The sequence below is a fragment of the Planococcus sp. SE5232 genome, from assembly GCF_050686535.1.
In the GTDB taxonomy this organism is placed as follows: domain Bacteria; phylum Bacillota; class Bacilli; order Bacillales_A; family Planococcaceae; genus Planococcus.
Genome location: NZ_JBOGCP010000001.1, coordinates 999,347 through 1,022,683 on the forward strand (window position 1 = coordinate 999,347; position 23,337 = coordinate 1,022,683).

The following is a 23,337-nucleotide window of genomic DNA, read 5'->3' on the forward strand; positions in this document are numbered from 1 at the left end:
AGGAATTGGAATGAAGATTGTTGGTTTATCCGGTTCCCAAATCGGTTCAAAAACAAGAATCGCCGTTGACGCAACGCTCAAGGTAATGGCGGAAAAATATCCGGAAGTGGAAACGACCTTGATCGATTTGGCTGATTACCAGATGGAATTCAGCGACGGCCGCAATTACTTGGATTACACGGGCGACACGGGCTACGTGACGAAAACCCTCATGGAAGCGGATGCCATCGTCATCGGCACGCCGATTTTTCAGGCATCGATTCCGGCTGCCTTAAAGAATATCTTTGATCTGCTGCCGGTCAATGCGTTCCGCGACAAAGTCGTCAGCATGCTGGTGACGGCAGGGTCCGCCAAGCATTATTTGGTGGTGGATACACAGTTGAAGCCGATCCTCGCGTACATGAAAGCACAGATGGTCCAAACCTTTGTGTTCATTGAAGAAGTGGATTTTCACAATAAGGAAATCATCAATCACGATGTGCTGTTCCGCCTGGAACGTCTGGCAGAAGACACGGTGGTGTTGACGGAAACTTTCACGAAGATTCGTGCAGAAAAAGAAGCGGAGTATGATTTTTAATAGAGTTGTGAGGAGTCGCTGCGGATGCAGGGGCTTCTTTTTTTGTGATTTTATTTTCTGCCTCGCGGTGTATTATTGCGGATAGACAAAGGGTATGGATAAGAAAAAGCGGCAAGCGGAGTGCAGGAAGGAGTGGGAGCATGGGGACGACCAAAGTATTCATGAACGGAAAGATCTTCACGTCGAATCCCGAGCAAGCTGCCGCATCGTCGATGGCCGTAAGGGACGGGCGCATTGAGTGGATCGGGGATGATGTGGAGGCTGTGTCAATAGAAGGGACTCGGATCGACTTGTTGGGCAGACGGGTGTTGCCAGGTTTTATCGACGCGCATCTGCATCCGTTATTCCTTGCAAATATCGCGAGGCAAGTAGCATGCACCGCTCCGCGCGTCCATTCGATTGCTGGCATGATCGACGAATTGAAAAAACGTCAGGAAGCGCAAACGCCAGGCGACTGGATCGAGGGCTGGGGCTACGATGAAGGAAAGCTCGCGGAACGGCGGACGCCTAACCGCAGCGACCTCGACCGGGTCAGCACGGATTCGCCGATTGTCGTGACCCGCACCTGCGGCCATACCGTCTCCGTCAACAGCAAAGCGCTGGAACTTGCAGGGATCGATAAAGAGACAGTTGATCCCGCAGGCGGCAAAATCGACCGGGACGCTGGGGGCGAACCGACAGGCATCCTGCGTGAAAGCGCCCGTTTCCTGGTGCTTGACATGTTGCCGAAACAGACGATGGATGAGCAAGCGCAGCTGATTGCAGGCTTGACTGACGAACTGTTCAGCTATGGCATTACGGGCATCACCGATCTGATGGCGCTGACGCGTCCGGTCGATTATGTGGAATTGTATAAGCTGGCCCGCCGGAAAGGGTTGAAGCAGCGAACGGCTCTTTACACGATTTGGTCGGATGCGAAAACAGGCGATGTTTTAACGAATGAAACCACGGATACGACGCAGCCAGTCTTCATCAGCGGCATCAAATTGTTTGCGGACGGCAGTGTGTCGGGCAGAACAGCATGGGTCGATCCGGCATACAACGGGACAGACGATGAATATGGGATTTCGACGATGGAAACCGATGAACTTTTGGAAGCAGGGGAAGCCGCAAAGCAGCACGGCATCCAAGTGGCCGTCCACGCGATGGGGGAGCAGGCAATTTCGCAGGTGGTTGACGCATTTCACGGACAACAGGCGTGGCTAGAGGATGCGCCGTCTATCCGCATCGAGCACGCGGCGATGCCGACGGCGGATGCGATGCGGAAATCGGGGGACGCGAACATTGCCTTCGTGCCGCAGCCGGTTTTCCTGTTCGCTGAAATCGAAAGCTATTTGCATAACCTCGGCGCCGAGCGCACCAAATCCACCTACCCGATCCAGAAGATGATCGGCGCGGGCATTCCGGTTGCCTTTTCATCCGATGCGCCGGTGAACGGCTGGACCGAACCGCTCAATCCGTTTGTCGGCATCCAGGCCGCCGTGACCCGGATCGCCTACGACGGCACCGATACCGGACAGGACGAACGCATCGGGGTCGAAAAAGCCATCGAACTCTACACGAAAAGCGCGCAGGAACTTACGCGAATCAAAGATGTCGGGCAACTGAAACCCGGCTTCCATGCCGATTTTATTGTCATGGAAGAAGATGTTTTGGAGATGGATGAGCTGGAGATCGGGAAGGCGCGTGTTTTGGAGACGTATATGGCAGGGGAGCGCGTGTATTGCCGATAGATGAGCGCTTATCTTCTTGAGCGATTTGAAAATCTGGAGCAGAAGGGGAAATGGAGGGATGAAACGACTGGAATTGCTGATGATTTTGCTAGTGTTGATTGTTATCGGCTTGGTGATTTTCTGGCTGGTTGTTGGGGAGAGTGGGGTTGTGGGTTAGGAAGGGGGAGAGCTGGGTTGGTGCAACAAACACCTGAGTTAGCAGAGCGAACACCCAGGTTAGGAAGAAGAAACCTGGTTAGCATAGCGAACACCCGGGGTGAAAAAGAAAACACCAGGGTTAGTGCAACGAACACCCGGGTTGAGAAGAAGAAACCGGGTTAGCAGGGCGAACACACGGGTTGAAAAGAATGTTTGTTATGAAGGAAGGAGAGCATTCAGGTAGAGAAGGTGTCGTTAGGTGGAAAAGGCGAATTTTCATGTAGAAGAGAAAAGTGTTCATGTAGAGAAGAAAAATATTCATGTGGAAGTAGGGAATATCCAGGTAGAGAAGGAATTTTCATGTAGAAGAGATGAAAGTTCATGTAGAGAAGAGGAATACTCATGTAGAAGACGGAAGCATTCATGTAGAGAAGGTCTCTTCATGTAGAAAAGGCGAATTCTCATGTAGAAGAGATGAGTATTCATGTAGAGAAGAGGATTACTCATGTAGAAGACGGAAGCATTCACGTAAAGAAGGTCTCGTCATGTAGAAAAGGCGAATTTTCATGTAGAAGAGATGAAAGTTCATGTAGAGAAAATGAATACTCATGTAGAAGCCAAAAACTTTCACAATGAAAATTAATGCGGCTATCATCATAGCTCTTTCACAGGAGTCCGGTTAATAATCAACAAAAAAGCGTCCCCAGAATCGATAAGATTCCCGGAGACGCCTCTTTAATTCCTCTATTTCTTCTCCAACCCAACCGCAAAGCCCAGATACATCAAGGCGTTGCGGGCTTTAAAGGCGGTGGTCATCGCCAGGCGTTCGAGTTCGATCTGCGTCATCTGATGTTTGCGGAGCTCGCCGGTTTGGGCGATTTCTTCCTGTTTGGTGATGACTTGGACAAAGCTGCGTTCCATCTGGTCGCGCAGCAGCAGTGCACGGACGGTGGCGATGTTCTGTGTTTTGGATTGTTCGTAGCCGAAGAGTTCTTTGGAATGCCAGAACAGGGCTTTGAGCGCGCCGTTTTTGGTGTCGCGGATAAACGGCTTGAGCGGATTCGTCGGCTTTTCGTCCTCGAACCAGATGCGCTGCATGCCGGCACGCGGGTCTTTCATATCGAGCTGGTAGTAGTGGCTGACGAACTGGGCAACTTTTGGAAACAAGGAAAAGGACTGGCGGTAGACAGTCTTTAATTGCTCGTTGCGCTCAGGGCTTGGTTCTTTTTCGAGTGCTTCGAATAGGGTCCAGCGCAGCGCGGTGAATTCTGAAACCATGGATTCCATGAAGGTTTCGAGGAATACGCCGCGTTCTTTGTCATCCGCTTCTTTGTGGCGGTAGTTCAGTGTATCGATTCTCATGGTGCCGGAGGGATCGACTTCGTTGTTGTCGTTCAATAGGAGCCGGTGCTTGGCGCACCAGTCGCGGTATTCCCATTCGCGGCCTTCGAAAAAGTTTGGCTTGTAGTTTCCGGTAATGTCGACCGGCCCGATTTCCTCCAGCATTTTTACGGCCAGCTTCAGACGGTCTGCGTACAAGGCGCGGCCGTTGGTGTTGCTGATGTTTGCGGCGCCTTTGTCAAGCAGGTCGCGGGAAAGGTGGAGTGCTTCGGCTTTTTCTTCCTTGCCGCGCAGGAACGTGGAATAGAACAACAATCCCCATCCGCGTTCAGCGTCTTTGCGCTCGTAGGACGGATCCTTTTCGCCTTCGGTCATCTGCTCCAGCACATCGAGCCCATCGATGGAGCGGCCGACGTAAATCAACGCTTCTGCGTAATTCAGGCAGATTTGATTCCATATTGTAGGCGGGACTTTCCCGCGGAACTGGGCATGCAGGCTTTCGAACAGGAAGAGCTGGCGCTGCTTCATTGGGCTGTTCCATTCTTTTTGCAGCTGATGCTGGATGCCGAGCTGGCTGCTCTCGAGCAAGATGGCAAGCGGATATGCGGCTTGGCCTTCCAGGCGTTTTTTTAAATGGCTGATGATCTCGGTGAGCTTTTCCGGCTCGGTGCGGGTTTTCTGAAATTGCTGCAACAGGTGCTGTGCAGCCTGGTAAACTTCCTTCAATTCAAACTGCCCGTAATCGTCTGATTGGGCAATATCATGTAATGTCGACATGGGAACCCTCCTTGGATAGGTGCTTCTCTTATTATTGTATCGAAGAGCGGCGGATGGGTCACGCCTATTGTCGGAATTTTATGGGATTGGGAGAGGTTTGTTCAGGATCTAGCTTGAAAAGGAATAAAAAAGGGGGGTAACCTAAATTTTTTTCTGCCTTTATTATTTTCAGAATTTTTAGTATTTTTAAGATGTATTCATAGAATTTTGCTGGTAAACTAAGCTCAACAAAGTAAATCATTACGCGAAGGAGTGAGGATTGTGAAGAAGTTGACGGGTGTGCTGGTCGTCGTGCTGTCTCTGTTTTTGGTGATGCCTGTTGCCGCTGCTGCCCCGGATTTGCCGGAAAGTCATTCATTTTATGAGGAAATCACCTATTTGATGGAGAAAGGCGTGATCACCGGTTATGCGGATGGCAAGGTTCGGCCGGACGCAGAAGTGACCCGCGCCCAGGCGGCTGTGATGATCGGACGTCTGCAGGGCTTGGATGGCACGAAAAAAGCGACACCATTCCGAGACGTGCCGGCGGGTCATTACGCGAGCGGCTATATCGCTGAAGTGGCGGAAGCGGGCTACTTTAAAGGCTACGGTAATGGAACTTTCCGACCGGAAGCGCCGATCATTCGCGGGGATATGGCATTGATTGTTGAACGGGTCTTCAATCTGGCCTTTACGTTCAACCAGTCGTTTACGGATGTGCCGAGAAATGCCTATTACGCGGAAGCCATCAGTAAAATTCTGGCGGCAAACATCACCATCGGGTATCCGGATAACACGTTCCGGCCCCAACAGGAGGTGACGCGCGGACAGTTTTCCGCTTTCCTGGCACGCGCGTTGGAGCCGAAATTCAAAAATGATGCAACCATTGCGCGTTCCTATCAGAAAGACAAGACCAAAACCTATACCTACCGCATGTCGGATGGCACGACAGCCGTCCACCGTTTCGTGGATGTGCCGGACCGGGACGGCTTGACCTTCGGCTTCATGTGGACCGCCGAAGTGGACAGCGACACTTACGAATACATGGAGTTTGAAAGCCATCAGCTCTTTGCGTTCGGCTACCCGTATTCGGAGTACGATGTCGCACTCGTCTATCCGGTGCGGGTCGGTAAAACCTTTGATACCGGGCTGGGCGACGAAACCATCATCCACACGATCACCGGTGTCAACAAAACCGTCAAGACTCCCTACAAGACATTCACCAATGCTACGGAAGTGACGGTGCAGGATGGCTTCAAGTATTACATGGCGGAAGGTTTTGCGACCATCAAATCCATTAGCGCGCAGGGACGGGTGGAGAGTGAATTGGTGCGTGTGGAGTAGGATGGTTTTAGTGGGTATTGTGGATTGGTGGTGATTTTTTGAGAAAAGGTGCCTGGCACGCACACAATTCACGCACATTTCAATCGGCTACGCACGGTCGATAAAATTGAACCAGCCAGCTTCTTGCCGAAGCTGGCTGTTTGGTTTGGGTAGAAAAACAGTGTCAGACACGCACAGGATTCTTAGAGTTGCATAATTCCTGAGATCGGTTTATATTAAATGAGGCATCAAACGTTGAGGGGTCAATTGAAAGTTCCTCTTGATAAATAGAAGAAGAAAAAGGAGAAATTCCAGCTATGCAAACACTACAAAAGACAAATAATTTCAATGAAATCGTCAACGGACGCCGTTCGATTAAGCAATACGATCCGACAGTTAAAATCAGCCGGGAGGAGATGAGTGAAATCCTCGCTCAAGCTTCGAAAGCCCCGTCTTCCATCAACATGCAGCCGTGGCGCTTTCTGGTGATCGATACCGTTGAAGGGAAAGAAAAGCTTGCGCCTCTTGCTTCGTTCAATCTGGAAAAAGTCATGAGCGCCTCTGCGGTAATCGCTGTTTTTGGGGATCGCCAAAACTTTGACTACGCTGAGGAAATCTACGGCAAAGCAGTTGAACACGGCTATATGCCCGAAGAAGTGAAGGAATTCCAGTTGAATTACTTTAAACCTTTATACGAAGGGATTTCAAATGAGCAAATGAAGGACATCGTCATGCTGGATTCTGGTCTTGTGGCTATGCAGCTGATGCTGGTGGCCCGTGCGTTTGGATACGACACGAATCCGATCGGCGGCTATGAGAAGGAAAAAATTGCTGAAGCTTTCGGCATGGAGAAAGACCGGTATATTCCGGTGATGCTCATTTCCATCGGCAAAGCGCTCAATGAAGGTTTCCAGTCGTATCGCCTTCCTGTCGATACGATTACGACTTGGAGCTGAGTGTAGGTCCAGAAGATTGAGTATTGGCCGGTTTTGTATTATATTTGACTGGTCAATGAATAGTGGACAACGCTATCAATTGGCTGTAACGAGTAGGTAGGAGGTCAATTTATGTCGTGTTCATTTTCAAAGCAGGAACAAGTGCTGCAGCTGTTTAAAGGACTGACGAATCAAATTAGCCCAAAGTTCGAACGGTGTACAGGCATTAGTGCGTCGCGCTATGAACTGCTGTCCCAGCTTTATAATACAGACGAAATCAATCAGTCGACGCTTCAAAAATCGGTGAATATCGACGGAGCGGCCATTACTCGCCATCTCAAGCAATTGGAGGCCAATGGCATGGTCACGAGGCGCAGAAATCCGGCTGATAACCGGGTCATCTTTGTCAGCTTGACGGAGGAAGGCCGTAAGCAGATTGTTGAATACCGAAAAGAAAACATGGGTTTTGTGAAACAAATGCTGCATGATTTCACACCGGAAGAGGTAGATGCCTTGTCCGACATGTTGACGCGTATGCAAACGAATATTAGTGAATACTGATAATCAAAATACAGGTAATAGGATGGGTGATGTTTTATGATGATTATTCACGCACACTTGCAGGTAAAACCAGATCAGCAACAGGCTTTTTTGGACGAATGCAAAATTCTTGTCCAAGCTTCAAGAGAAGAAGCGGGCAACATCAGCTACGATTTGATGAAATCCACTGAACAGGATGGCCACTTTACCATGGTGGAAGTTTGGAAGGATCCCGAAGCGATTGCCGCTCATAACACGAGTGAGCATTTCACTGCTTTTGGCCAAAAAGCGCCTGCTTTCATGGCTGCGCCTATGAAGCTCGACGTATTCAGCGGAGAGTCTGCTCAATTATAAGTGCACTTAATCGCTGTTCTGCTTTTTGCAGGGCGGCGATTTTTTTGTTATTGAGGCGTGAAAGGATCAAAGTAGGCACGTTGCTATCGAATACGCACGCTCAGCAGAATTTATGCACGCTCAAAAGAAAATGCGCACGTTCAGTAGAATTTATGCACGCTCAAAAGAAAATACGCACATTCAATAGAATTTATGCACGCTCAATAAAAAGTGCGTCACCTATTCCAGAAAAACAGAAAACAGCCAGCTTCGGCAAGAAGCGGGCTGTTTCTTTTGACGAGTCAACTGATTCTGTTTAAACCGCACCCATGCCGCCATCGACCCGGTACTGGACACCGGTGATGAACGTACTTTCATCAGATGCCAGGAACAGCACGAGGTTCGAGATGTCTTCCGACTCGCCGTAACGGCCGAGCGGAATGCTTTTCGCCATCGTGGCTTGGTCCACTTCCAGGCCGGTCTCGAGAGAACGCATCATGCGCGTGTTGACAGGAGATGGGTGGATTGAATTGACGCGGATGTTATGCGGTGCGTTTTCAACCGCCGCAGCTTTCGTTAAGCCGACAACCGCATGTTTCGATGTGATATACGGCGATACGTTCGGCGATCCGCCAAGTCCTGCAACGGACGAGGTGTTGATGATGCTGCCGGATTTCTGTTTGATCATGACCGGCAGAACCTTTTGGAGACCCAGGAATACGCCGCGTACATTGACGGCGATGACCTTATCAAAGTCCTCCACTTTTTGTTCGGTGATCGGTGCCACTTTTCCTTCGATGCCGGCGTTATTGAAGAAGATATCGATTTTGCCGAATTGCTCTACGGTTTTGTCGACATACTTTTGCACATCTTCTTCCTTGGAGACATCCGCCTGAACCGTCAGGACATTGTCGCCCAACTCTTTCTTCGCATCAGCGAGTGCATCTTCGAACAAGTCGACCAGTACGACAGAAGCCCCTTCATCCAAGAAACGCTTTGCTGTAACTTTGCCGATTCCTCCGGCTCCCCCAGTAATTACCGCTACTTTATCCTGCAATCTTCCCATAGACGATCTCTCCTTCTATTGACTGAATTGACGGAAAATTAAAACACTACACTTTCCATTCTACTCCTCTTGTTTTTGAAATCAACAGAAAGGATTAGAGAGCGATAACCCAAGGCCTGTGATTACTTACTTGTATTTTCAGCAAACCAATCGCCGCATTTTGATGCTTTTAGTACTTCCATAATAAGGATTGGATATATGGTGCCTGGCACCCACACAATTCACCACCGTATGATAACAAATAATCAAAAATAAAATTTAAGTTGAAAGTTAGTTGTCAAAGTGATATAGTTCGATTAATAAAATATTTCGACAACGAACAGGGGGACAGCAGGTACAATCACGTGAACAATGAAAACATGTAGTGACCATAAAAGATAGGGAGTTTTCAAATGACGGTTTTAAAGCAGATTCAGCACAAATTAATCGTTTCCTGTCAGGCATTGGAGGAAGAGCCGCTTCATGATCCGTACATAATGGGGAAGATGGCTTTAGCGGCAAAGATGGGCGGTGCTGAAGGAATCCGTGCCAACACGGTGAAAGATATTCAGGCGATCAAGAAAGAAGTCGATCTGCCGATCATCGGCATCATCAAACAGGATTACCCGGGCAACAATGTCTACATCACTTCCACGCTAAAGGAAATTGATGAACTGTATCAGGAAGGCGTGGACATCATCGCAATGGATGCAACCAAGCAGGAAAGACCTGATGGCCGAAGTTTCGAGGAATTCTTTTCCGAAGTGAAGCTGAAGTATCCCGACCAGTTGTTCATGGCGGATGTCTCGACCATCGAAGAAGCGCTCATGGCTGAGAAAGCCGGCGTGGATATTGCAGCACCGACACTGGCTGGCTATACACCTTATTCAATCGGGACCGTTCCGTTGGAATTGGTGAAACAAATGACGGATCAACTGTCGATTCCGGTGATAGCGGAAGGGAATTTCGATACACCCGAGAAAGCACAATCGGCACTTCTCGCCGGGGCTCATTGTGTGGTTGTTGGAAGCGCTATCACACGCCCACAGCTGATTACAGAAAAATTTGCAAAAGCGATAGAAGAAAAAACAGAAAAGGGACAGGTGATGAAATGAAGGGCTTATATACAGCATTGATGTGCTCATTTGATGAACAAGGAAACGTGAACGAAAAAGGATTACGGGAGATTGTCCGTTACAATATCGAAGTTTCGGAAGTGGACGGTTTATACGTCAACGGCAGTACCGGGGAAAACTTCCTCATTTCCACTGAACAGAAAAAGCAGATTTTCGAAATCGTCAAAGACGAAGTTGGGGACAAAGTGAAACTGATTGCGCAAGTCGGGTCCTTGAATATCGAAGAAGCATCGGATCTGGCTCATTTCGTTACGGACCTTGGGTATGACGCGATTTCGGCAGTGACGCCGTTCTACTATAAATTCGATTTCGAGGAAATCAAAGACTATTACAATACGATTCTGGAAGGCGTCGATACACAGCTCATCATTTATTCCATTCCGGCTTTGACGGGCGTCAACATGAATTTGGAGCAGTTCGGGGAACTGTTTGAAAATGAAAAAATCATCGGCGTGAAATTCACTGCACCGGATTTCTTCCTGCTTGAGCGCTTGCGCCATGCATTCCCGGACAAGCTGATCTATTCCGGATTCGATGAAATGCTGCTGTCTGCAAGTGTCTTGAATGTGGATGGGGCAATCGGCAGCACATTCAATGTCAACGGCAAAAGAGCCAAACAGATTTTCACTCTGGCACAGAGCGGGAAAATTGATGAAGCTCGCGAAATCCAGAAAGTGACCAATGACCTGATTGAAGAGATCCTGAAGAATGGCCTTTACCAGACCATCAAGGAAATGCTCGAAACACAAGGGGTCAACGCTGGATTTGTCAGAAAGCCGATGAAACAGCTGACTGAAGAAAAAGCAGTCAAAGCACGCGAACTCGCTAAAAAATATCTGTAAGGACTAACGGGGGGAATGGGATAGATGAATGGAACATTTGCGGTTATCGATTATGTGATTTTGTTTGCGTATTTATTGTTTATCTTGTATGTCGGAATTGCCTTTGCCAAAAAGGAAATGAAAGGCAAGGAATTCTTTAAAGGGGACGGTTCGATTCCCTGGTGGGTGACTTCGGTCAGTTTGTTCGCGACCTTGCTGAGTCCGATTTCGTTCTTATCGCTTGCCGGCAACTCCTATTCAGGGACGTGGGAACTGTGGTTTGCTCAACTGGGGCTGCTGATCGCAGTGCCTGTAGCCATTTACTTTTTCCTGCCGGTTTATCGCAAACTGGATTTGGACACAGCTTATGAATACTTGGAACGCCGATTCGATAAGCGGATGCGGATTTTGGGAAGCTTGCTCTTCATCGTGTACCAGATTGGGCGCATGTCGATCATCATGTACTTGCCTGCGATTGCATTAGCGACCGTAACCGGTATCAATGTCATCGTCATCATCCTGTTTATGGGTGTCATCGCCACCATCTATTCGGCTTTCGGTGGACTGAAATCCGTGCTTTGGACAGATTTCATCCAAGGCGTTGTCTTGATCGGCGGCGGTATATTCGCCTTGATCATTCTGTTGTTCTCCATTAACGGAGGGCTTGGGGAAGTCATCCATGTGGGGACAAGCAACGAGAAATTCTTTGGGAATGTAGCCTTATTTGATCCGAACCTGATTAATAACAGCATTTTAATCATCATTTTGGGGGCTGGCTTATCGACGACGTTTTCGTATATTTCCAGCCAGGATATGGTGCAGCGCTATTTGACGACGAAAGATTTGAAGGAAATGAACAAAATGACGTATTTGAACGGCGCTTTGTCGCTCGGTACAGCTACATTGTTCTTCCTGATCGGAACATCACTCTACACCTTCTACTCGCAGCAAACCGCTGCGATGCCGACAGGAAAATCGGATTTGATCTTTGCGAATTTCATCGTCAGTGAGTTGCCTGTGGGTGTTTCTGGATTATTGATCGCCGGACTGTTCGCGGCTGGCCAATCGACGCTTTCAACAGGGCTCAATTCCGTCGCGACAAGCTGGACGCTCGATATCCAGCAAGTGTTGAGAAAAGACATGAGTGATGAAAAGAGCACACGGATGGCCCGTATCGTATCGACGATCGTCGGCATCTTTTCGATTGCCTTCGCTATCATCCTTGCCTACTCCAGCGTCGGTTCTGCCTATTCATGGTTTAATGGCTTGATGGGCTTGGCGCTGGGAATCATCGGCGGTACCTTCACATTGGGTGTATTGACGAAGCGCGCAAACGCAAACGGGGCATTGTTCGGCTTTATTGCTACAACTTTCCTGGCTATTTATATCTCATACTTCACGGACATTACGTTATGGGCGTATTCAATCATCAACTTGGTCGCTTCGATCGTCTTCGGCTACGGATTCAGTTTGCTGTTCGCCAAGAAAGAAGAAAAAGACGACGAGGAAGGTGTCACATTCTTCGATTACAATAAAGTGCTAAAAGAAAAATAAGCTTTAGATTTAGGTGGGAGCATGGTGGAAATCTCTCGAAAGATCCAAACAGACGTATTGGTGGTGGGCAGCGGCCTGGCAGGGATTAAAGCCGCAAAAGAATTAGCCGACCAAGGGTACGAAGTCTTGATGGCGACAAAAATGAAGTTGGCTTCCGGGTCAAGTTTCTATCCGTTAAAAGCTTCGCTCGGCACACAAGTAACGAGCGGGGAGTCCGATAAAAAGGTGTTCCTAGCGGATATCGCAGCATCCAGCAGGGGAATGCACCGCCAGGACTTGGCGGAAGTCTATGTGGATGAAATTCCGGACCGCGTCGCAGAATACAGCGGCATCGGTGTCGTGTCCAAAAAGCTCGAAGGTGTACGAAAAGCTTGTTTTGCCGAGCACCCGAGAGATATTTACTTGCTGAGTGATTGGGACCAGATCAAGGAGAACGTCTCCATTATTTTCGGACGCTATGAGAACTTGACGGTGATGGAGCGGACAGTGGTCATTTCACTGATAAAAAAAGATCAGCGGATTGCCGGTGCCCTGATGCTGGATCAACACAATCACGTGGTGCTGGTGGAATGCAAAGCTGCCGTGCTCGCCACTGGCGGATTCGGCAGCATCTATAAGCACAACCTGAATCCGAATGATGTCGATGGATCGGGCCACATCCTGGCTCTTGAAGCGGGAGCGAGTCTGGTCAATATGGAGTTTATCCAATTCATCCCAGGCATTACGTCTCCGCGTTACAAGACCTTATTCGGTGAACATACCTTGGCCTATTGCCAAGACATCGTGAAGGAGGATGGAGAGAGCCTGTTGGATGCGGCACTTCCGGAAGGGCTTTCGAAAAAAGAATGCCTGGATATCCGCAGTACGCATGGACCATTTACAGACTCGCTGGAATCCAAGTATGTGGATATTGCGATGATGAAAGAAATCATTGCTGCCAAAAATGAAAAAGGCTTTGCATTAGTTTTCCGCAAAGAACTATACGAAAACAAAGAAGAGTTTTATACCGTATACTTGAATTGGCTGAAAACAAAAGGAATCGATATGGTGAAGGATGAGGTCCGGATTGCCCCGTTTGCCCATGCCAGCAATGGCGGCGTCTATATCGATCCCCACGGGCGTTCCGGCGTTCCGGGATTGTACGTCATCGGTGAACTGTCCTGTAATATTGAAGGAGCCAATAGGCTGGGCGGCAACTCGACTGGCGCCTGCATGGTGTTCGGAAAGCGGGCGGCTGCAGATTGCGGGGCCTATTTAAAAGAAGCCAGCGTTTCGTTCGTCAGTGACGAGGAAGCCGAACTTCAGTTGGAAGCGGTCTTCGGCAACTCAGTCGGCAACGGCAATGGTTCGGACGAATCGGCTGAAACCGATAAGGAACAACTTCATCAGACCGTAGAGAAAATCCGGGAGCTCATGTGGTATGCGGGCAATGTCGTGCGTTCCGAAAAGCAATTGACGGATGCACTGGAGCGGCTTGAATCGCTTGAGGCCAGATTGGCTATCGGCCGTTTGTTTGAACGGCAGGAAAACCGTAAAATGGTCATTAAAGCGAAAAACTTCCTGAAGCTTTCCCGACTTCTGCTTCAAGCGATGCTCGAGCGAAGAGAAAGCCGTGGCGCGCATTACCGCGAGGATTATCCGGCTGAAGATCCGGCATTCTCCAGACGCCTGTTTGTGTCAGAGACGTCTGATGGGCTGCTGTCGCTAACATTCAGGGATGCGTGAACGAATAATACCTGTAATGAAAAGAGAAAAGCCTGATTGCGGTTTTTCTCTTTTTGTTCATTTAGAAAAGAGGAACGAAAAATGCAGCTTGGTGTCATTGATATTGGCGGAACGTTCATCAAATATGCGGTCGTCGACCAGGAAGGCCTGTTTCTGTTCCATGGTTCAGCTCCGACAGATGCCCCCAGTGGCAGTAAAAAATTGATCGCCAAAGTACTGCGTCTCTGCGACCAAATGATGGCGGATTTTGAAATCGGCGGCATCGCCATCAGCTCGGCCGGACAGATTGATGCGTTGCGGGGAGTAGTGGTCTTTGCGACAGATAATCTGCCGGGCTATACTGGAACAAGACTAGCCGCGCTGGTGTCCGGCCATACGGGGCTGCCGGTGAGTGTCGAAAATGATGTCAATTGCACGGCGCTCGGCGAATCCTGGAAAGGCGCCGCCCGTGGAGTGGAGAACTTCCTGTGTGTAACGATTGGAACCGGAGTAGGCGGCGCCTTGTTTTTAAATGGAAAACTGTATACCGGTGCCGGATTTTCTGCCGGGGAAATCGGCCATCTGGTCCTTTACCCAGGCGGGAAAGCCTGTACATGCGGAAGCCGCGGCTGCTATGAGCAATATGCTTCGAGCTCGGCACTTCAGCAGCTGATCTCAGCGGAATTCAGTGAGTGGATGGACGTAAAAACGTTTTTCGAACGCGTGAAAGCAGAAGATTCGAATGCACTTCTGCTGTTCGATGATTGGATCGACGACCTGACGACCGGCCTGCAATCGCTCGTGCATCTGTTCAATCCCGAATTGATCGTCATCGGGGGCGGCATTTCCGCTCAAGGGGAATTTTTGCGGCAGGCCATTGAATCTTCCCTGAACAAGAAAATCATGCCGAACCACAAAAAACATCTGCAGATCAAAATGGCCGAGCATGACAATAAATCAAATTTACTGGGAGCGGCTAAGAACTTCTTCAGGAATTGAAAGGGGATGCTGATACGATGGAATCGAAAACAATTACAGGGCCGAAACCCTCGCTATTAATGGAGCAGCATAAGCATACCTTTACAAAATCCGAAAACAAAATATATGACTACATCCTGGCGCATCCGGATAAGGTTCTCTATCATTCATTGACCGAGCTGTCCGAATTGAGTGGAGTGGCGGAAGCGACGGTGCTGCGTTTTTTCCGGAAACTTGGATTCAAAGGTTTCCAGGATTTCAAGTTCCTGTTCGCTCAGGAAGTACCGCCTGCAAACCATTCCTTACAAGACGAGTCATTCGTTCATCGGATCCGCAACAGCATCGTGCAGGCCATTGAAGATTCATCGGAAGTCGTGGATATGGATACCTTAGAGAAATCCATCCAGGCGATCGATGCTGCACAGGACGTGGTGATCTTCGGCATCGGCTCTTCCGGAATTGCCGGACTCGACATGCAAAACCGCCTGATGCGGATCGGCAAGCACGTCAGCGCCATCACCGACTCGCATTTCCAAATCATGAGAGCTTCTTCGCTGACTGAACAATCAGTGGTGATCGCCATCAGTTTGACGGGGAGCACGAAAGACATTGTCGATGCAGTCAAATTGGCAAAAGAAAAAAATGCGACGGTCATCGCCCTGACAAATTATGTGAAATCGCCATTGACCAAATACGCCGATTTTGTTTTGCTGTCGTCTGCAAAAGAAAGTCCGTTAGACAGCGGCTCGCTGGTCTCGAAAATTGCCCAGTTGTATTTGATTGATTTGATATGTACTGGATTGACCATGAACAACGTTAAGGATGCTGAAAGTGTGAAAAGGGAAATTACCGAACATATTGCCGGCAAGCTGTATTAAAGCTGAAAAGCAGTTACTGATTGGCTGCCGTTACGAGGTGAAAGCATGCAGATTCTGAAAGCGAAAGATTACGAAGAAATGAGCCGGATCGCCTGTAACTTGCTCGTGGAGCATATTCAACAGAACAAATCTCCGGTGCTCGGACTGGCTACAGGCTCGACGCCTGAAGGGCTTTACAGGTGCTTGATTGAGGAATACAAGAAAGGGAAGGTTTCATTCCACAACATGTCGTCATTCAATTTGGATGAGTACGTCGGCCTGGGAGTAGAAGATGCCAACAGCTATCAATGGTATATGACCGACAAACTCTTTGCCCACATCGATGTGCCGACCAGACAAATCCACTTGCCGAACGGCAAATCACAAGAGGTGGAACAGGATTGCCTGGACTACGAAAGGCAAATACAAGAAGCTGGCGGAATCGATATTCAAGTATTGGGACTCGGATTGAACGGCCATATCGGCTTCAATGAACCGGGAACACCGTTTTCGAGCAGAACCCACGCGGTTGAATTGGCCCAGTCTACGCGCAGTGCCAATGCCCGTTTCTTTTCGGGAATTGAAGAAGTGCCGACACAGGCCATCAGCATGGGGATCGCCTCCATTATGGAAAGCAAAAAGATCTTGCTGCTGGTATCCGGAAAAGAAAAAGCGGAAGCTTTGTACCAGATGATGAACAGTGAGGTGTCGGAGAGCTTCCCCGCTTCGATTCTGCAGACACATCCGGATGTCACCGTCATCGCTGACGAATTGGCGTTGTCCAAGGTGCTTGAGTTTTATGGGGAAGATGGGGGCATTCCGGTAAGTGAATAGCATTGAGCAAGAATTGAGCGGGTGCCTGGCACCCGCTCAATTCTCTTTTTTATAGGGAAATGATACTAGTCTTTTGTAACCACTCCGATTATCATTATCATAATAGAATGGATAAGGGGTGGCAGCATGTTCTGCAGGAATTGTGGGGAGAAAAACGAACCATCGGCAAGGTTTTGTAAGGGCTGCGGTGTGCGAATAGAAAATGAAGAGGCTGTGCCTTCAAAGAAAAATCATACGGTTGCGATTATGTTGTCGATTCTTCTGGCAGTGAGCGGCGGGTACGGTGTTCAGCAATATTTGGCAAAGGAAGCGGATGCGGACACCATCATCATCCAGAAGAGCAAAGAAAGTGGGCAGACGGTTCAGCGTGAGAAGAAGGACATCATCAAAGCGGCGCAAAAGAAAGTGTATACGATTGTTACGGAAGATGGCATTGGTTCCGGTTTTCTATTCACCAAAGATGGAATGGTCGTAACCAATGCCCATGTAGTGGCGGGTTTTACAGACGTGATGGTCCGGAACAGTGAAGGTGAAGAAGTCCCTGGGCATGTGATCGGAATTTCGGATGTCGAGGATATCGCCGTCATCAAAGTGGAAGCCTATAAAGGGCAGGAACCGCTCCCTGCGGAAATGGGAGTGACGGAAGTTGGATCCGAAGTGATTGCGCTCGGCAGTCCGAATGGGTTCGAAAACTCGGCGTCGATCGGCTATTTGACGGGTGTTGACCGAGACATCAGCTTCGATTTTGAGTACGAGGACATTTACCAAATCGACGCACAAATTGCACCGGGAAGCAGCGGCGGTCCACTGGTGGATGCGGAAACCGGAAAAGTGATCGGCATCAACTCGCTCCTCTATACCGACGGCAATGCCATCGGCTTTTCGATTCCTCTTCATTCCATTCATGGGTCGTTGATGGACTGGGTCAACCATCCTATGTCAGCGGCAACGGTGGCCTCGGTATTCGGCGTCTACGACAGCTATGATTATTTCGACTGGCTGGAAGATTACGATTACGAGGAAGAACCTGTCTATGACGTCGAAACGGACACGGTCTACGAAGAAGAAGTTATTGTGGAAGAAGAAGTGGAAGTCTCAGAAGAATCCACCGAGTACGAAGAAGAGGCATATGAAGAATCGTACACCGAAGATTACACCGACGAAGAATACACAGAAGAATATGAAGAAGAAATTGTGGAAGAAGAACTGGAAGAAGTCCTCTCTATGTTTGACGAAGCATCGCTCAGCGGTTTTGTCAGTGATTACCGCAGCTATTATGAAATGGCGTTGGCGGATGAAGATTTCTTTTATGTGTCGGATATGTTGTTACCGGAAAGTGCAATCTACTCGGGCATTTCGGAGTATATCGATGAAATCAGCGGCCAGGGAATGGCATTTGATTTTATCGACCAATCTATACTGGGTGTGGAAATATACGATGATTACGCGCTGGTCCATACGTATGAATCCTTCGATTTCATGAGTGCAGATGGTGAATGGACCTTTGAGGAGCGCAATAAAACCTATACAGTCGTCGCGGATGAATATGGCGCTTATTGGATATCGGATATTTCCACTGACTAGAGCTTTGGCTTGGTCTAGGGTAAGATAAGTTAGTTGGTTTTTGGATGAAAGATGATATTCCATGATCTTATGCATCGGCACAATCGGTTTATGCTCTCCGAAGCGCCTCGCATAACCATCCATATATAGAAGAAACCTGAAGGGACGAGTGTTTTGAAAGCTAAGTACATACCGGTGATCTTGTGGGCGCTGTGCATCCTGCTGGCCACCAACAACTATAATTTTCAGTCGCTGCTGTTCGCTCAGGAAATCGGCTTCCATATTCGCCTGTTCCCGAAACTGTCGGATTTGTTCATCACGAGCGATATCCAGTTGGAAAGCGGGACCTATGTGTTCCAAAAAATCGGCCATGCCCTATCCTTCGGCATCCTGTTCCTGTTGTTGGCGAAGACCCTTGGGGACAACCGGAAAGCAATCGTTCTGGCCAGCTTGTTTGCTTTCTTCACGGAATTCCTGCAGCTGTTTTTTGAACGGAGCGGAAGGTTGAGCGATGTCCTGATCGATGTCGGGGGCATTTACCTGGCTTACCGCTTGAGCGCCTATGTGAAATCACAGGGAGGCGTCAGTCCGGCTTTCTGGAACACGGTACAGAAAATTGCCGGTGCATTTGCGGACGAAAAGCCGCGCTGATTGGCAGGAAATAAAATCACCGCCTCTTCGATGGTTGAAGGGGCGGTGATTTTTTATCGTTTATTTTAGTTTGGACTGACTCGTATCTTCGCCTGGCTCTTGTCGACTGTCAAAAGTCCAAAAAGAAATCCGGCTATAAAAATAATTTTTACCCCTCCTTTAAATTGTATTGCATCCTATAATTTTCCACTATATAATAAATCAACCACATTTACATCGGATATGGGAGAGGCGGGAATGGCGAAAATGAAAGCGACAGAGATACAGACAGCACAACAAATTGTGGAGGCGATTCGCAGCTTATGGGCGGAGCGTTCAATCAGAAAACTGCGTGGATTTCTAGGGGAATTAGAGACCGAAGATGATTTCTACCGGCTGATGCGATTGACGGATCAGGCGGATTTATATACGTACAGCCATCTATTGGCGACGCAGGCGCATAAACGTTTCGGCACGCTGCGGACATTTACGTGGCAATGCGCACGCCTGTTGGAAACGGGGCGCAGTTTGGAAGCGGAAGAACGAATGATGGCGAGGCTCCAAGGCATTTCATCAGGCAACGACTCAAGGGAGGAGTTGGCGTCGGCACATCAATTGCTGCTGCGGATATTTTCACAGCTGAACCGTTTGCCGGAAGCGAAAGCGCAGCTTGATCGATATACGGAACAGAAGGGGTTTCTATGGCCGGATCTCGAAGGCTATTATTTCATACACAGCGGGGAATGGCAGGAAGCGGAGCGGGTGCTCGAAAGGGAACTCAGTGACACCGTAACGGAACGCAGCCAATTTGTGCGGCTCTTATATGCGGATGTTTTAGCGATGACGGGCAGACAGAAGGAGTCGTTGGAAATTCTCGAGCGAGGCGAAGAGCTTGAGCCGGGCAATTGGACCTTCCGTGCGGATATTATCCGAACCTCTTTTTTCCTTGGTCATTACGGAAAAACACTTCAAATGATGGCACAATACGATGAAGAAAATCCTTATCATGTCCATCGGAGATCATTTGTTCACATGGCTGCCGAATGCCTGTATAAGCTGGAGCGCTGGGAAGACTTGAAGAAATGGATGGCGGTTCATCAAAAAGAGTTGGAAAAGACTGTTTATGGAAAAGGGGAAATCCAGCAGGACGCAAAGCGCCGCGAGCTGAAGCTGACACCGAACATCCAGAAACTGAATTACTGTGTGCCGGCATCTCTTGCATTGATGCTGGAGGCCTATGGCATGAAAAAAGGCCAGGATGAAATAGCGGAACATGTTTTTGATGTAACCGGATCAGACCTGCAAAAGACGATGGAGTATATGGAATCACTCGGATTTACGGCGCGTTATTTCAAAGGGACGCCCGAAATCTACAAGGGGCTGATCGACGCCGGCATCCCGGTTCTGCTCAGTATGATGATCGAAAACAATTCGCATGTGCAGGTGGTGACCGGTTATGATGACCGGCTTCAGGCCCTTATTATTCAGGACCCAAATGAACTCGGTCCGTTTTTATTGTCTTATCAGGACATTGCGGATACTTACAAGCTGACTGATTCGTTGAGCATGGTGTTCTTGACTGAGGAGCAGCAAGGCATGTTGGAGTTGCTGGACAGTCGGGAGCATGACTTTTTCAATGAATTATTCGCAATCTGGGGCGATGAATCCATCGGGCGGGACAAAAATCGTGGAATCGAGTTCTTGAAGCGCCATCCGGACGAGTGCTATGCGGCGGTAGTCGGGCTTGTGACGCTATTTTCAGAAGAAGCCAAGGCGCTTCATTCGACATGGCTCACCAAGATCCAGCAGGAACTGGGCAAAGAAGATGCTGAAGTGGCGCTGCTGGCGGCGCACATGCATTACCAAAAGGATGAAACGGACGAAGCGCTGGAAAATCTTGCCTACGTCACCGAAAAGAACAGTCCATATGCCCTATTCCTGAAGGCGGCGATTTTAATGAGCCGGGGTGAACATACGAAAGCGATACCGCTCCTGAAGCGGTCGATCGAGCTGGACAATTACCAGCCGATGGCTTATAGCCACCTGTCGCGCTGTTACTTGGAGACCGGCAAAACCTATCAGGCGTTCAAATGGTCGAGCATCGCGCTCGAGCAGGTTCCGAATGATGTGTCCACGCGCGTCACACATAGCTTGATCCAGTATGAATCGGGAGCCTATGAAAAAGCATTGGTGCGTTTCCGTGAGTTGTCGGCTGAACAGCCGGAGGATGGGTATTTCATCTACGAATCGGGGCGTTGTCTACTGGCGCTTGGTGAAGAGGCGCAAGCTATTGCAGCATTCGGGAAGTCGCGGGATATCGATCCGAAAGAGCCTTTTTCCTATTTGCGCATTGCTGAAATCCATCTGGAAGCGAAAGCATGGCCACAGGCAGAAGAGATCATTCGGGCGGGCATCGCCAATTGTGAAAAGGTGGATGTGCTGCATTTGTATTTAGGGCATATCGCTATGGGGCAGGAGCAGTACAAAAATGCGGAAACCGAATACCGAACATCTCTTGAGCTGGATTCTGCCGATCTGTTTACTGTTACGCATATCGCCCACGCGCTGCTCAAGCAGCAACAGACTAAAGAAGTCAGGGAATTGATCATGCAGTATGCGGATTCCGGCGACACCGATTATTTCGTCCGGACTGCAGCGATGCTGTGGCAGGAATCGCTGGACGACGCGGGCAAGGCATTGGCGTTGGATTTGCTGGAAAATGGCATGAAGCGGGAATCTTTGGATCTCCATGAAATGGCTGAGCAGTACGCAGAATTCGGTGAAGCTCCGCAGTATATTGGACGGTTATTGGATTTCTTCAAAGCTTTGCGGGCAACTGGCGCAGATCCGCTTTTATTGTGCTACGAAGGCAGCTTATATGAAACGGAGAACCATCAGCGCTATGCAGAAATCCTCTATACCCAAGCGGTGGAACTCAATGGCCTGGCACTTGCCCATTACCGGCTTGGCCTTCTTGCTGAACCACTCGGAGAATGGGATGAAGCGCTGGCCCAGTATACGAAATGCGCAGAAGCGGAAACCGACTTTACGGCGGCTCATGAAGGGCTGATGCGGACCCACTTGGCATTGGAGGATAAACCTCGTGCCTTTACGGCGGCATTGCATGTACTGGAAAACGAACCGCTGCTGCTGGATTTAGGCGAGCTGTTCGAACTCGTTGATAACGAAGTACAGCTGAAGGCTGTTGAACAAGCGCTGGAGAAGGTGTCGCTGCAAGTGCCTGAGGAATGGCTGCTTGCTGCACAGGCGCATGTGCAGGAGAAAAAGGGAGACGTGGCGGAAGCCGAGTCTTTATTCCGCCAAGCGAAAGCGGTCAACGGTGCGTATCCTTCACATTACCAGCATATCGAATTTTGTATACGGCAAGGGGAGTTAAAGCGTGCGGTGGGCTTGTTGGAAAAGCTGATTGCCGAACATCCGGATGAGGAAGGCTTGTATGCGGAATATATCCGCTTGTTGGTGGATATGCGTAAAACAGGGGAACTTCATAAGCGGTTGAAGAAACAGCTGAAAGGTGAAGAGCTGGCGATGGCGCAAACCTACAGTGCGGATCAATTGGCTGAATGGGTGGATGAAGAGGAAGAAGCGCCGAAGCATTTTATCCGTAGGCTGCGCGATAAATCACGTCGCTTTCTGATGATCACCAATGTCATCTCGCTTTACCTGGATGCCATGAAGAACTTCAAGGACAATGAAGTGCCGATTCTCCACCTTTCAGAATTTTATATGGGCCGCGCGATGGCGGAGGATGCTGTTGAGGAGCTCACGCCGTTCGTCAAGCGTACTGGCCATTTCGGCGCCGCTAAATTTCTGCTTCAGGCAAGTTTGCAAGAGGCGAATGACAAGCAGTCCGAAAAGTTGCTTAAGAAAGCCATCAAGCAGGCGGAAGACCTCCATAAGCAACAGCCGACTGATGTCGATATTGTGTTATGGCAAGGCGATATGGCCGCTATATGCGAGGAAATCGACAAAGCCGCCGCTTATTTCGAACAGGCGATTGCCTTGAATCCCTATCGCAGTGAAAGCTATGTGCGCCTCATGCACCTGCTTGCCGAACACCACCCGGAGCAAGCCAAACATTTTGGGAGCCGGCTGCCTGACGAGCTTCAAGTGAACGAATGGATCCGCTTATCACTTGCCATGACCTGCATCACTATGGGTGACAGCATTACAGCCACAACACGGCTGTTGGCGCTGCAAGACGATGCTCCTAACTATCTTCCGGTAGGCTATGAACTTGCCCGCGCTGCCATGCTCTCCGGAAAGTCCGATCAGGCCAAAGAACTTCTGAGCCAATTGTTCAATAAAGACGGCGGTGAACAGTTTATCGAAGTCGCATTGGAAGAAGAGCTGTTTGAAGAAGTATTGGAAGAAGTACTGGCTGTTGGAGTTTAACAACCTTTGTTGAAATAAATGCTTATCGTATTTTGTGTAAACACCGTCTGCTGAAATCCAGTGATTTCAGCAGACGGTGTTTGTTTGGATTTAAGAAATAGCGATATCCACCGGCACTTGCTC

The 23,337-nt window shown here is 49.1% G+C and carries 18 protein-coding genes; 16 read left to right on the forward strand and 2 right to left on the reverse strand.

The genetic code is table 11. The features are described from left to right. Positions 1 to 10 precede the first annotated feature (10 nt). The gene (locus tag ACRC6Q_RS04660; protein ID WP_431465927.1) at positions 11 to 577 is read left to right on the forward strand and encodes an NADPH-dependent FMN reductase; all 567 of its coding nucleotides are present in this window, start codon (positions 11 to 13) and stop codon (positions 575 to 577) included. A gap of 263 nt (positions 578 to 840) precedes the next feature. After that, complete coding sequence (locus ACRC6Q_RS04665; protein ID WP_431465928.1) at positions 841 to 2,310, forward strand: amidohydrolase; 1,470 nt, start codon at positions 841 to 843, stop codon at positions 2,308 to 2,310. Positions 2,311 to 3,192: 882 nt separating this feature from the next. Here ACRC6Q_RS04665 and ACRC6Q_RS04670 read toward each other — a convergent pair. Continuing rightward, positions 3,193 to 4,566: an LA2681 family HEPN domain-containing protein gene (locus ACRC6Q_RS04670; RefSeq protein ID WP_431465929.1), complete on the reverse strand. Its 1,374-nt coding sequence runs from the start codon at positions 4,564 to 4,566 to the stop codon at positions 3,193 to 3,195. Positions 4,567 to 4,827: 261 nt separating this feature from the next. Between ACRC6Q_RS04670 and ACRC6Q_RS04675 the strand changes: the two genes are divergently transcribed. From ACRC6Q_RS04675 to ACRC6Q_RS04690, 4 genes are all read left to right on the forward strand, one after another. Next, positions 4,828 to 5,889, forward strand: a complete 1,062-nt coding sequence (locus tag ACRC6Q_RS04675) for an S-layer homology domain-containing protein (protein ID WP_431465930.1) — start codon at positions 4,828 to 4,830, stop codon at positions 5,887 to 5,889. 296 nt (positions 5,890 to 6,185) lie between these two features. Beyond that, positions 6,186 to 6,824 (forward strand): nitroreductase family protein, encoded by a 639-nt coding sequence (locus ACRC6Q_RS04680; RefSeq protein WP_431465931.1) that lies wholly within the window; start codon positions 6,186 to 6,188, stop codon positions 6,822 to 6,824. A 111-nt stretch (positions 6,825 to 6,935) separates the two neighbouring features. Beyond that, positions 6,936 to 7,364: a MarR family winged helix-turn-helix transcriptional regulator gene (locus ACRC6Q_RS04685; RefSeq protein WP_431465932.1), complete on the forward strand. Its 429-nt coding sequence runs from the start codon at positions 6,936 to 6,938 to the stop codon at positions 7,362 to 7,364. A gap of 36 nt (positions 7,365 to 7,400) precedes the next feature. Next, a complete protein-coding gene (locus ACRC6Q_RS04690; protein WP_431465933.1) occupies positions 7,401 to 7,697 on the forward strand; it encodes a putative quinol monooxygenase in 297 nt (98 codons plus the stop codon). A 295-nt stretch (positions 7,698 to 7,992) separates the two neighbouring features. On the opposite strand, the gene ACRC6Q_RS04695 is transcribed toward ACRC6Q_RS04690, so the two are convergent. Beyond that, complete coding sequence (locus ACRC6Q_RS04695; RefSeq protein WP_431465934.1) at positions 7,993 to 8,742, reverse strand: SDR family NAD(P)-dependent oxidoreductase; 750 nt, start codon at positions 8,740 to 8,742, stop codon at positions 7,993 to 7,995. A gap of 392 nt (positions 8,743 to 9,134) precedes the next feature. Here ACRC6Q_RS04695 and ACRC6Q_RS04700 point away from each other — a divergent pair, with 392 nt between their 5' ends. The 10 genes from ACRC6Q_RS04700 to ACRC6Q_RS04745 all read left to right on the forward strand — a co-directional run bounded on the left by ACRC6Q_RS04700 (position 9,135) and on the right by ACRC6Q_RS04745 (position 23,214). Next, positions 9,135 to 9,836, forward strand: a complete 702-nt coding sequence (locus ACRC6Q_RS04700; protein ID WP_431465935.1) for an N-acetylmannosamine-6-phosphate 2-epimerase — start codon at positions 9,135 to 9,137, stop codon at positions 9,834 to 9,836. Beyond that, entirely contained in the window at positions 9,833 to 10,699 is an 867-nt protein-coding gene (locus ACRC6Q_RS04705; RefSeq protein WP_223634551.1) for an N-acetylneuraminate lyase, read from the forward strand. Before ACRC6Q_RS04700 ends, ACRC6Q_RS04705 begins: the two co-directional genes overlap by 4 nt. 24 nt (positions 10,700 to 10,723) lie before the next feature. Beyond that, entirely contained in the window at positions 10,724 to 12,232 is a 1,509-nt protein-coding gene (locus ACRC6Q_RS04710; protein ID WP_431465936.1) for a sodium:solute symporter, read from the forward strand. 21 nt (positions 12,233 to 12,253) lie between these two features. Continuing rightward, positions 12,254 to 13,957, forward strand: coding sequence for an FAD-binding protein (locus ACRC6Q_RS04715; RefSeq protein ID WP_431465937.1), 1,704 nt, complete (start codon positions 12,254 to 12,256; stop codon positions 13,955 to 13,957). Positions 13,958 to 14,038: 81 nt separating this feature from the next. Beyond that, entirely contained in the window at positions 14,039 to 14,935 is an 897-nt protein-coding gene (locus tag ACRC6Q_RS04720; protein WP_431465938.1) for an ROK family protein, read from the forward strand. Positions 14,936 to 14,952: 17 nt separating this feature from the next. Next, entirely contained in the window at positions 14,953 to 15,792 is an 840-nt protein-coding gene (locus ACRC6Q_RS04725; RefSeq protein WP_431465939.1) for a MurR/RpiR family transcriptional regulator, read from the forward strand. A 45-nt stretch (positions 15,793 to 15,837) separates the two neighbouring features. After that, positions 15,838 to 16,605, forward strand: a complete 768-nt coding sequence (gene nagB, locus ACRC6Q_RS04730; protein ID WP_431465940.1) for a glucosamine-6-phosphate deaminase — start codon at positions 15,838 to 15,840, stop codon at positions 16,603 to 16,605. Positions 16,606 to 16,794: 189 nt separating this feature from the next. After that, positions 16,795 to 18,189, forward strand: a complete 1,395-nt coding sequence (locus ACRC6Q_RS04735; RefSeq protein WP_431465941.1) for a S1C family serine protease — start codon at positions 16,795 to 16,797, stop codon at positions 18,187 to 18,189. 153 nt (positions 18,190 to 18,342) lie between these two features. Continuing rightward, positions 18,343 to 18,819 (forward strand): VanZ family protein, encoded by a 477-nt coding sequence (locus ACRC6Q_RS04740; protein WP_431465942.1) that lies wholly within the window; start codon positions 18,343 to 18,345, stop codon positions 18,817 to 18,819. A 237-nt stretch (positions 18,820 to 19,056) separates the two neighbouring features. Next, complete coding sequence (locus ACRC6Q_RS04745; RefSeq protein WP_431465943.1) at positions 19,057 to 23,214, forward strand: tetratricopeptide repeat protein; 4,158 nt, start codon at positions 19,057 to 19,059, stop codon at positions 23,212 to 23,214. Positions 23,215 to 23,337 lie beyond the last annotated feature (123 nt).

Bases quoted from the DNA above. Each gene is read 5' to 3' on its own strand.
- ACRC6Q_RS04660 (WP_431465927.1), top strand. From the start codon at position 11: ATGAAGATTGTTGGTTTATCCGGTTCCCAAATCGGTTCAAAAACAAGA.
- ACRC6Q_RS04670 (WP_431465929.1), bottom strand. From the start codon at position 4,566: ATGTCGACATTACATGATATTGCCCAATCAGACGATTACGGGCAGTTT.
- ACRC6Q_RS04680 (WP_431465931.1), top strand. From the start codon at position 6,186: ATGCAAACACTACAAAAGACAAATAATTTCAATGAAATCGTCAACGGA.
- ACRC6Q_RS04685 (WP_431465932.1), top strand. From the start codon at position 6,936: ATGTCGTGTTCATTTTCAAAGCAGGAACAAGTGCTGCAGCTGTTTAAA.
- ACRC6Q_RS04690 (WP_431465933.1), top strand. From the start codon at position 7,401: ATGATGATTATTCACGCACACTTGCAGGTAAAACCAGATCAGCAACAG.
- ACRC6Q_RS04695 (WP_431465934.1), bottom strand. From the start codon at position 8,742: ATGGGAAGATTGCAGGATAAAGTAGCGGTAATTACTGGGGGAGCCGGA.
- ACRC6Q_RS04700 (WP_431465935.1), top strand. From the start codon at position 9,135: ATGACGGTTTTAAAGCAGATTCAGCACAAATTAATCGTTTCCTGTCAG.
- ACRC6Q_RS04705 (WP_223634551.1), top strand. From the start codon at position 9,833: ATGAAGGGCTTATATACAGCATTGATGTGCTCATTTGATGAACAAGGA.
- ACRC6Q_RS04710 (WP_431465936.1), top strand. From the start codon at position 10,724: ATGAATGGAACATTTGCGGTTATCGATTATGTGATTTTGTTTGCGTAT.
- ACRC6Q_RS04715 (WP_431465937.1), top strand. From the start codon at position 12,254: ATGGTGGAAATCTCTCGAAAGATCCAAACAGACGTATTGGTGGTGGGC.
- ACRC6Q_RS04720 (WP_431465938.1), top strand. From the start codon at position 14,039: ATGCAGCTTGGTGTCATTGATATTGGCGGAACGTTCATCAAATATGCG.
- ACRC6Q_RS04725 (WP_431465939.1), top strand. From the start codon at position 14,953: ATGGAATCGAAAACAATTACAGGGCCGAAACCCTCGCTATTAATGGAG.
- nagB (WP_431465940.1), top strand. From the start codon at position 15,838: ATGCAGATTCTGAAAGCGAAAGATTACGAAGAAATGAGCCGGATCGCC.
- ACRC6Q_RS04745 (WP_431465943.1), top strand. From the start codon at position 19,057: ATGGCGAAAATGAAAGCGACAGAGATACAGACAGCACAACAAATTGTG.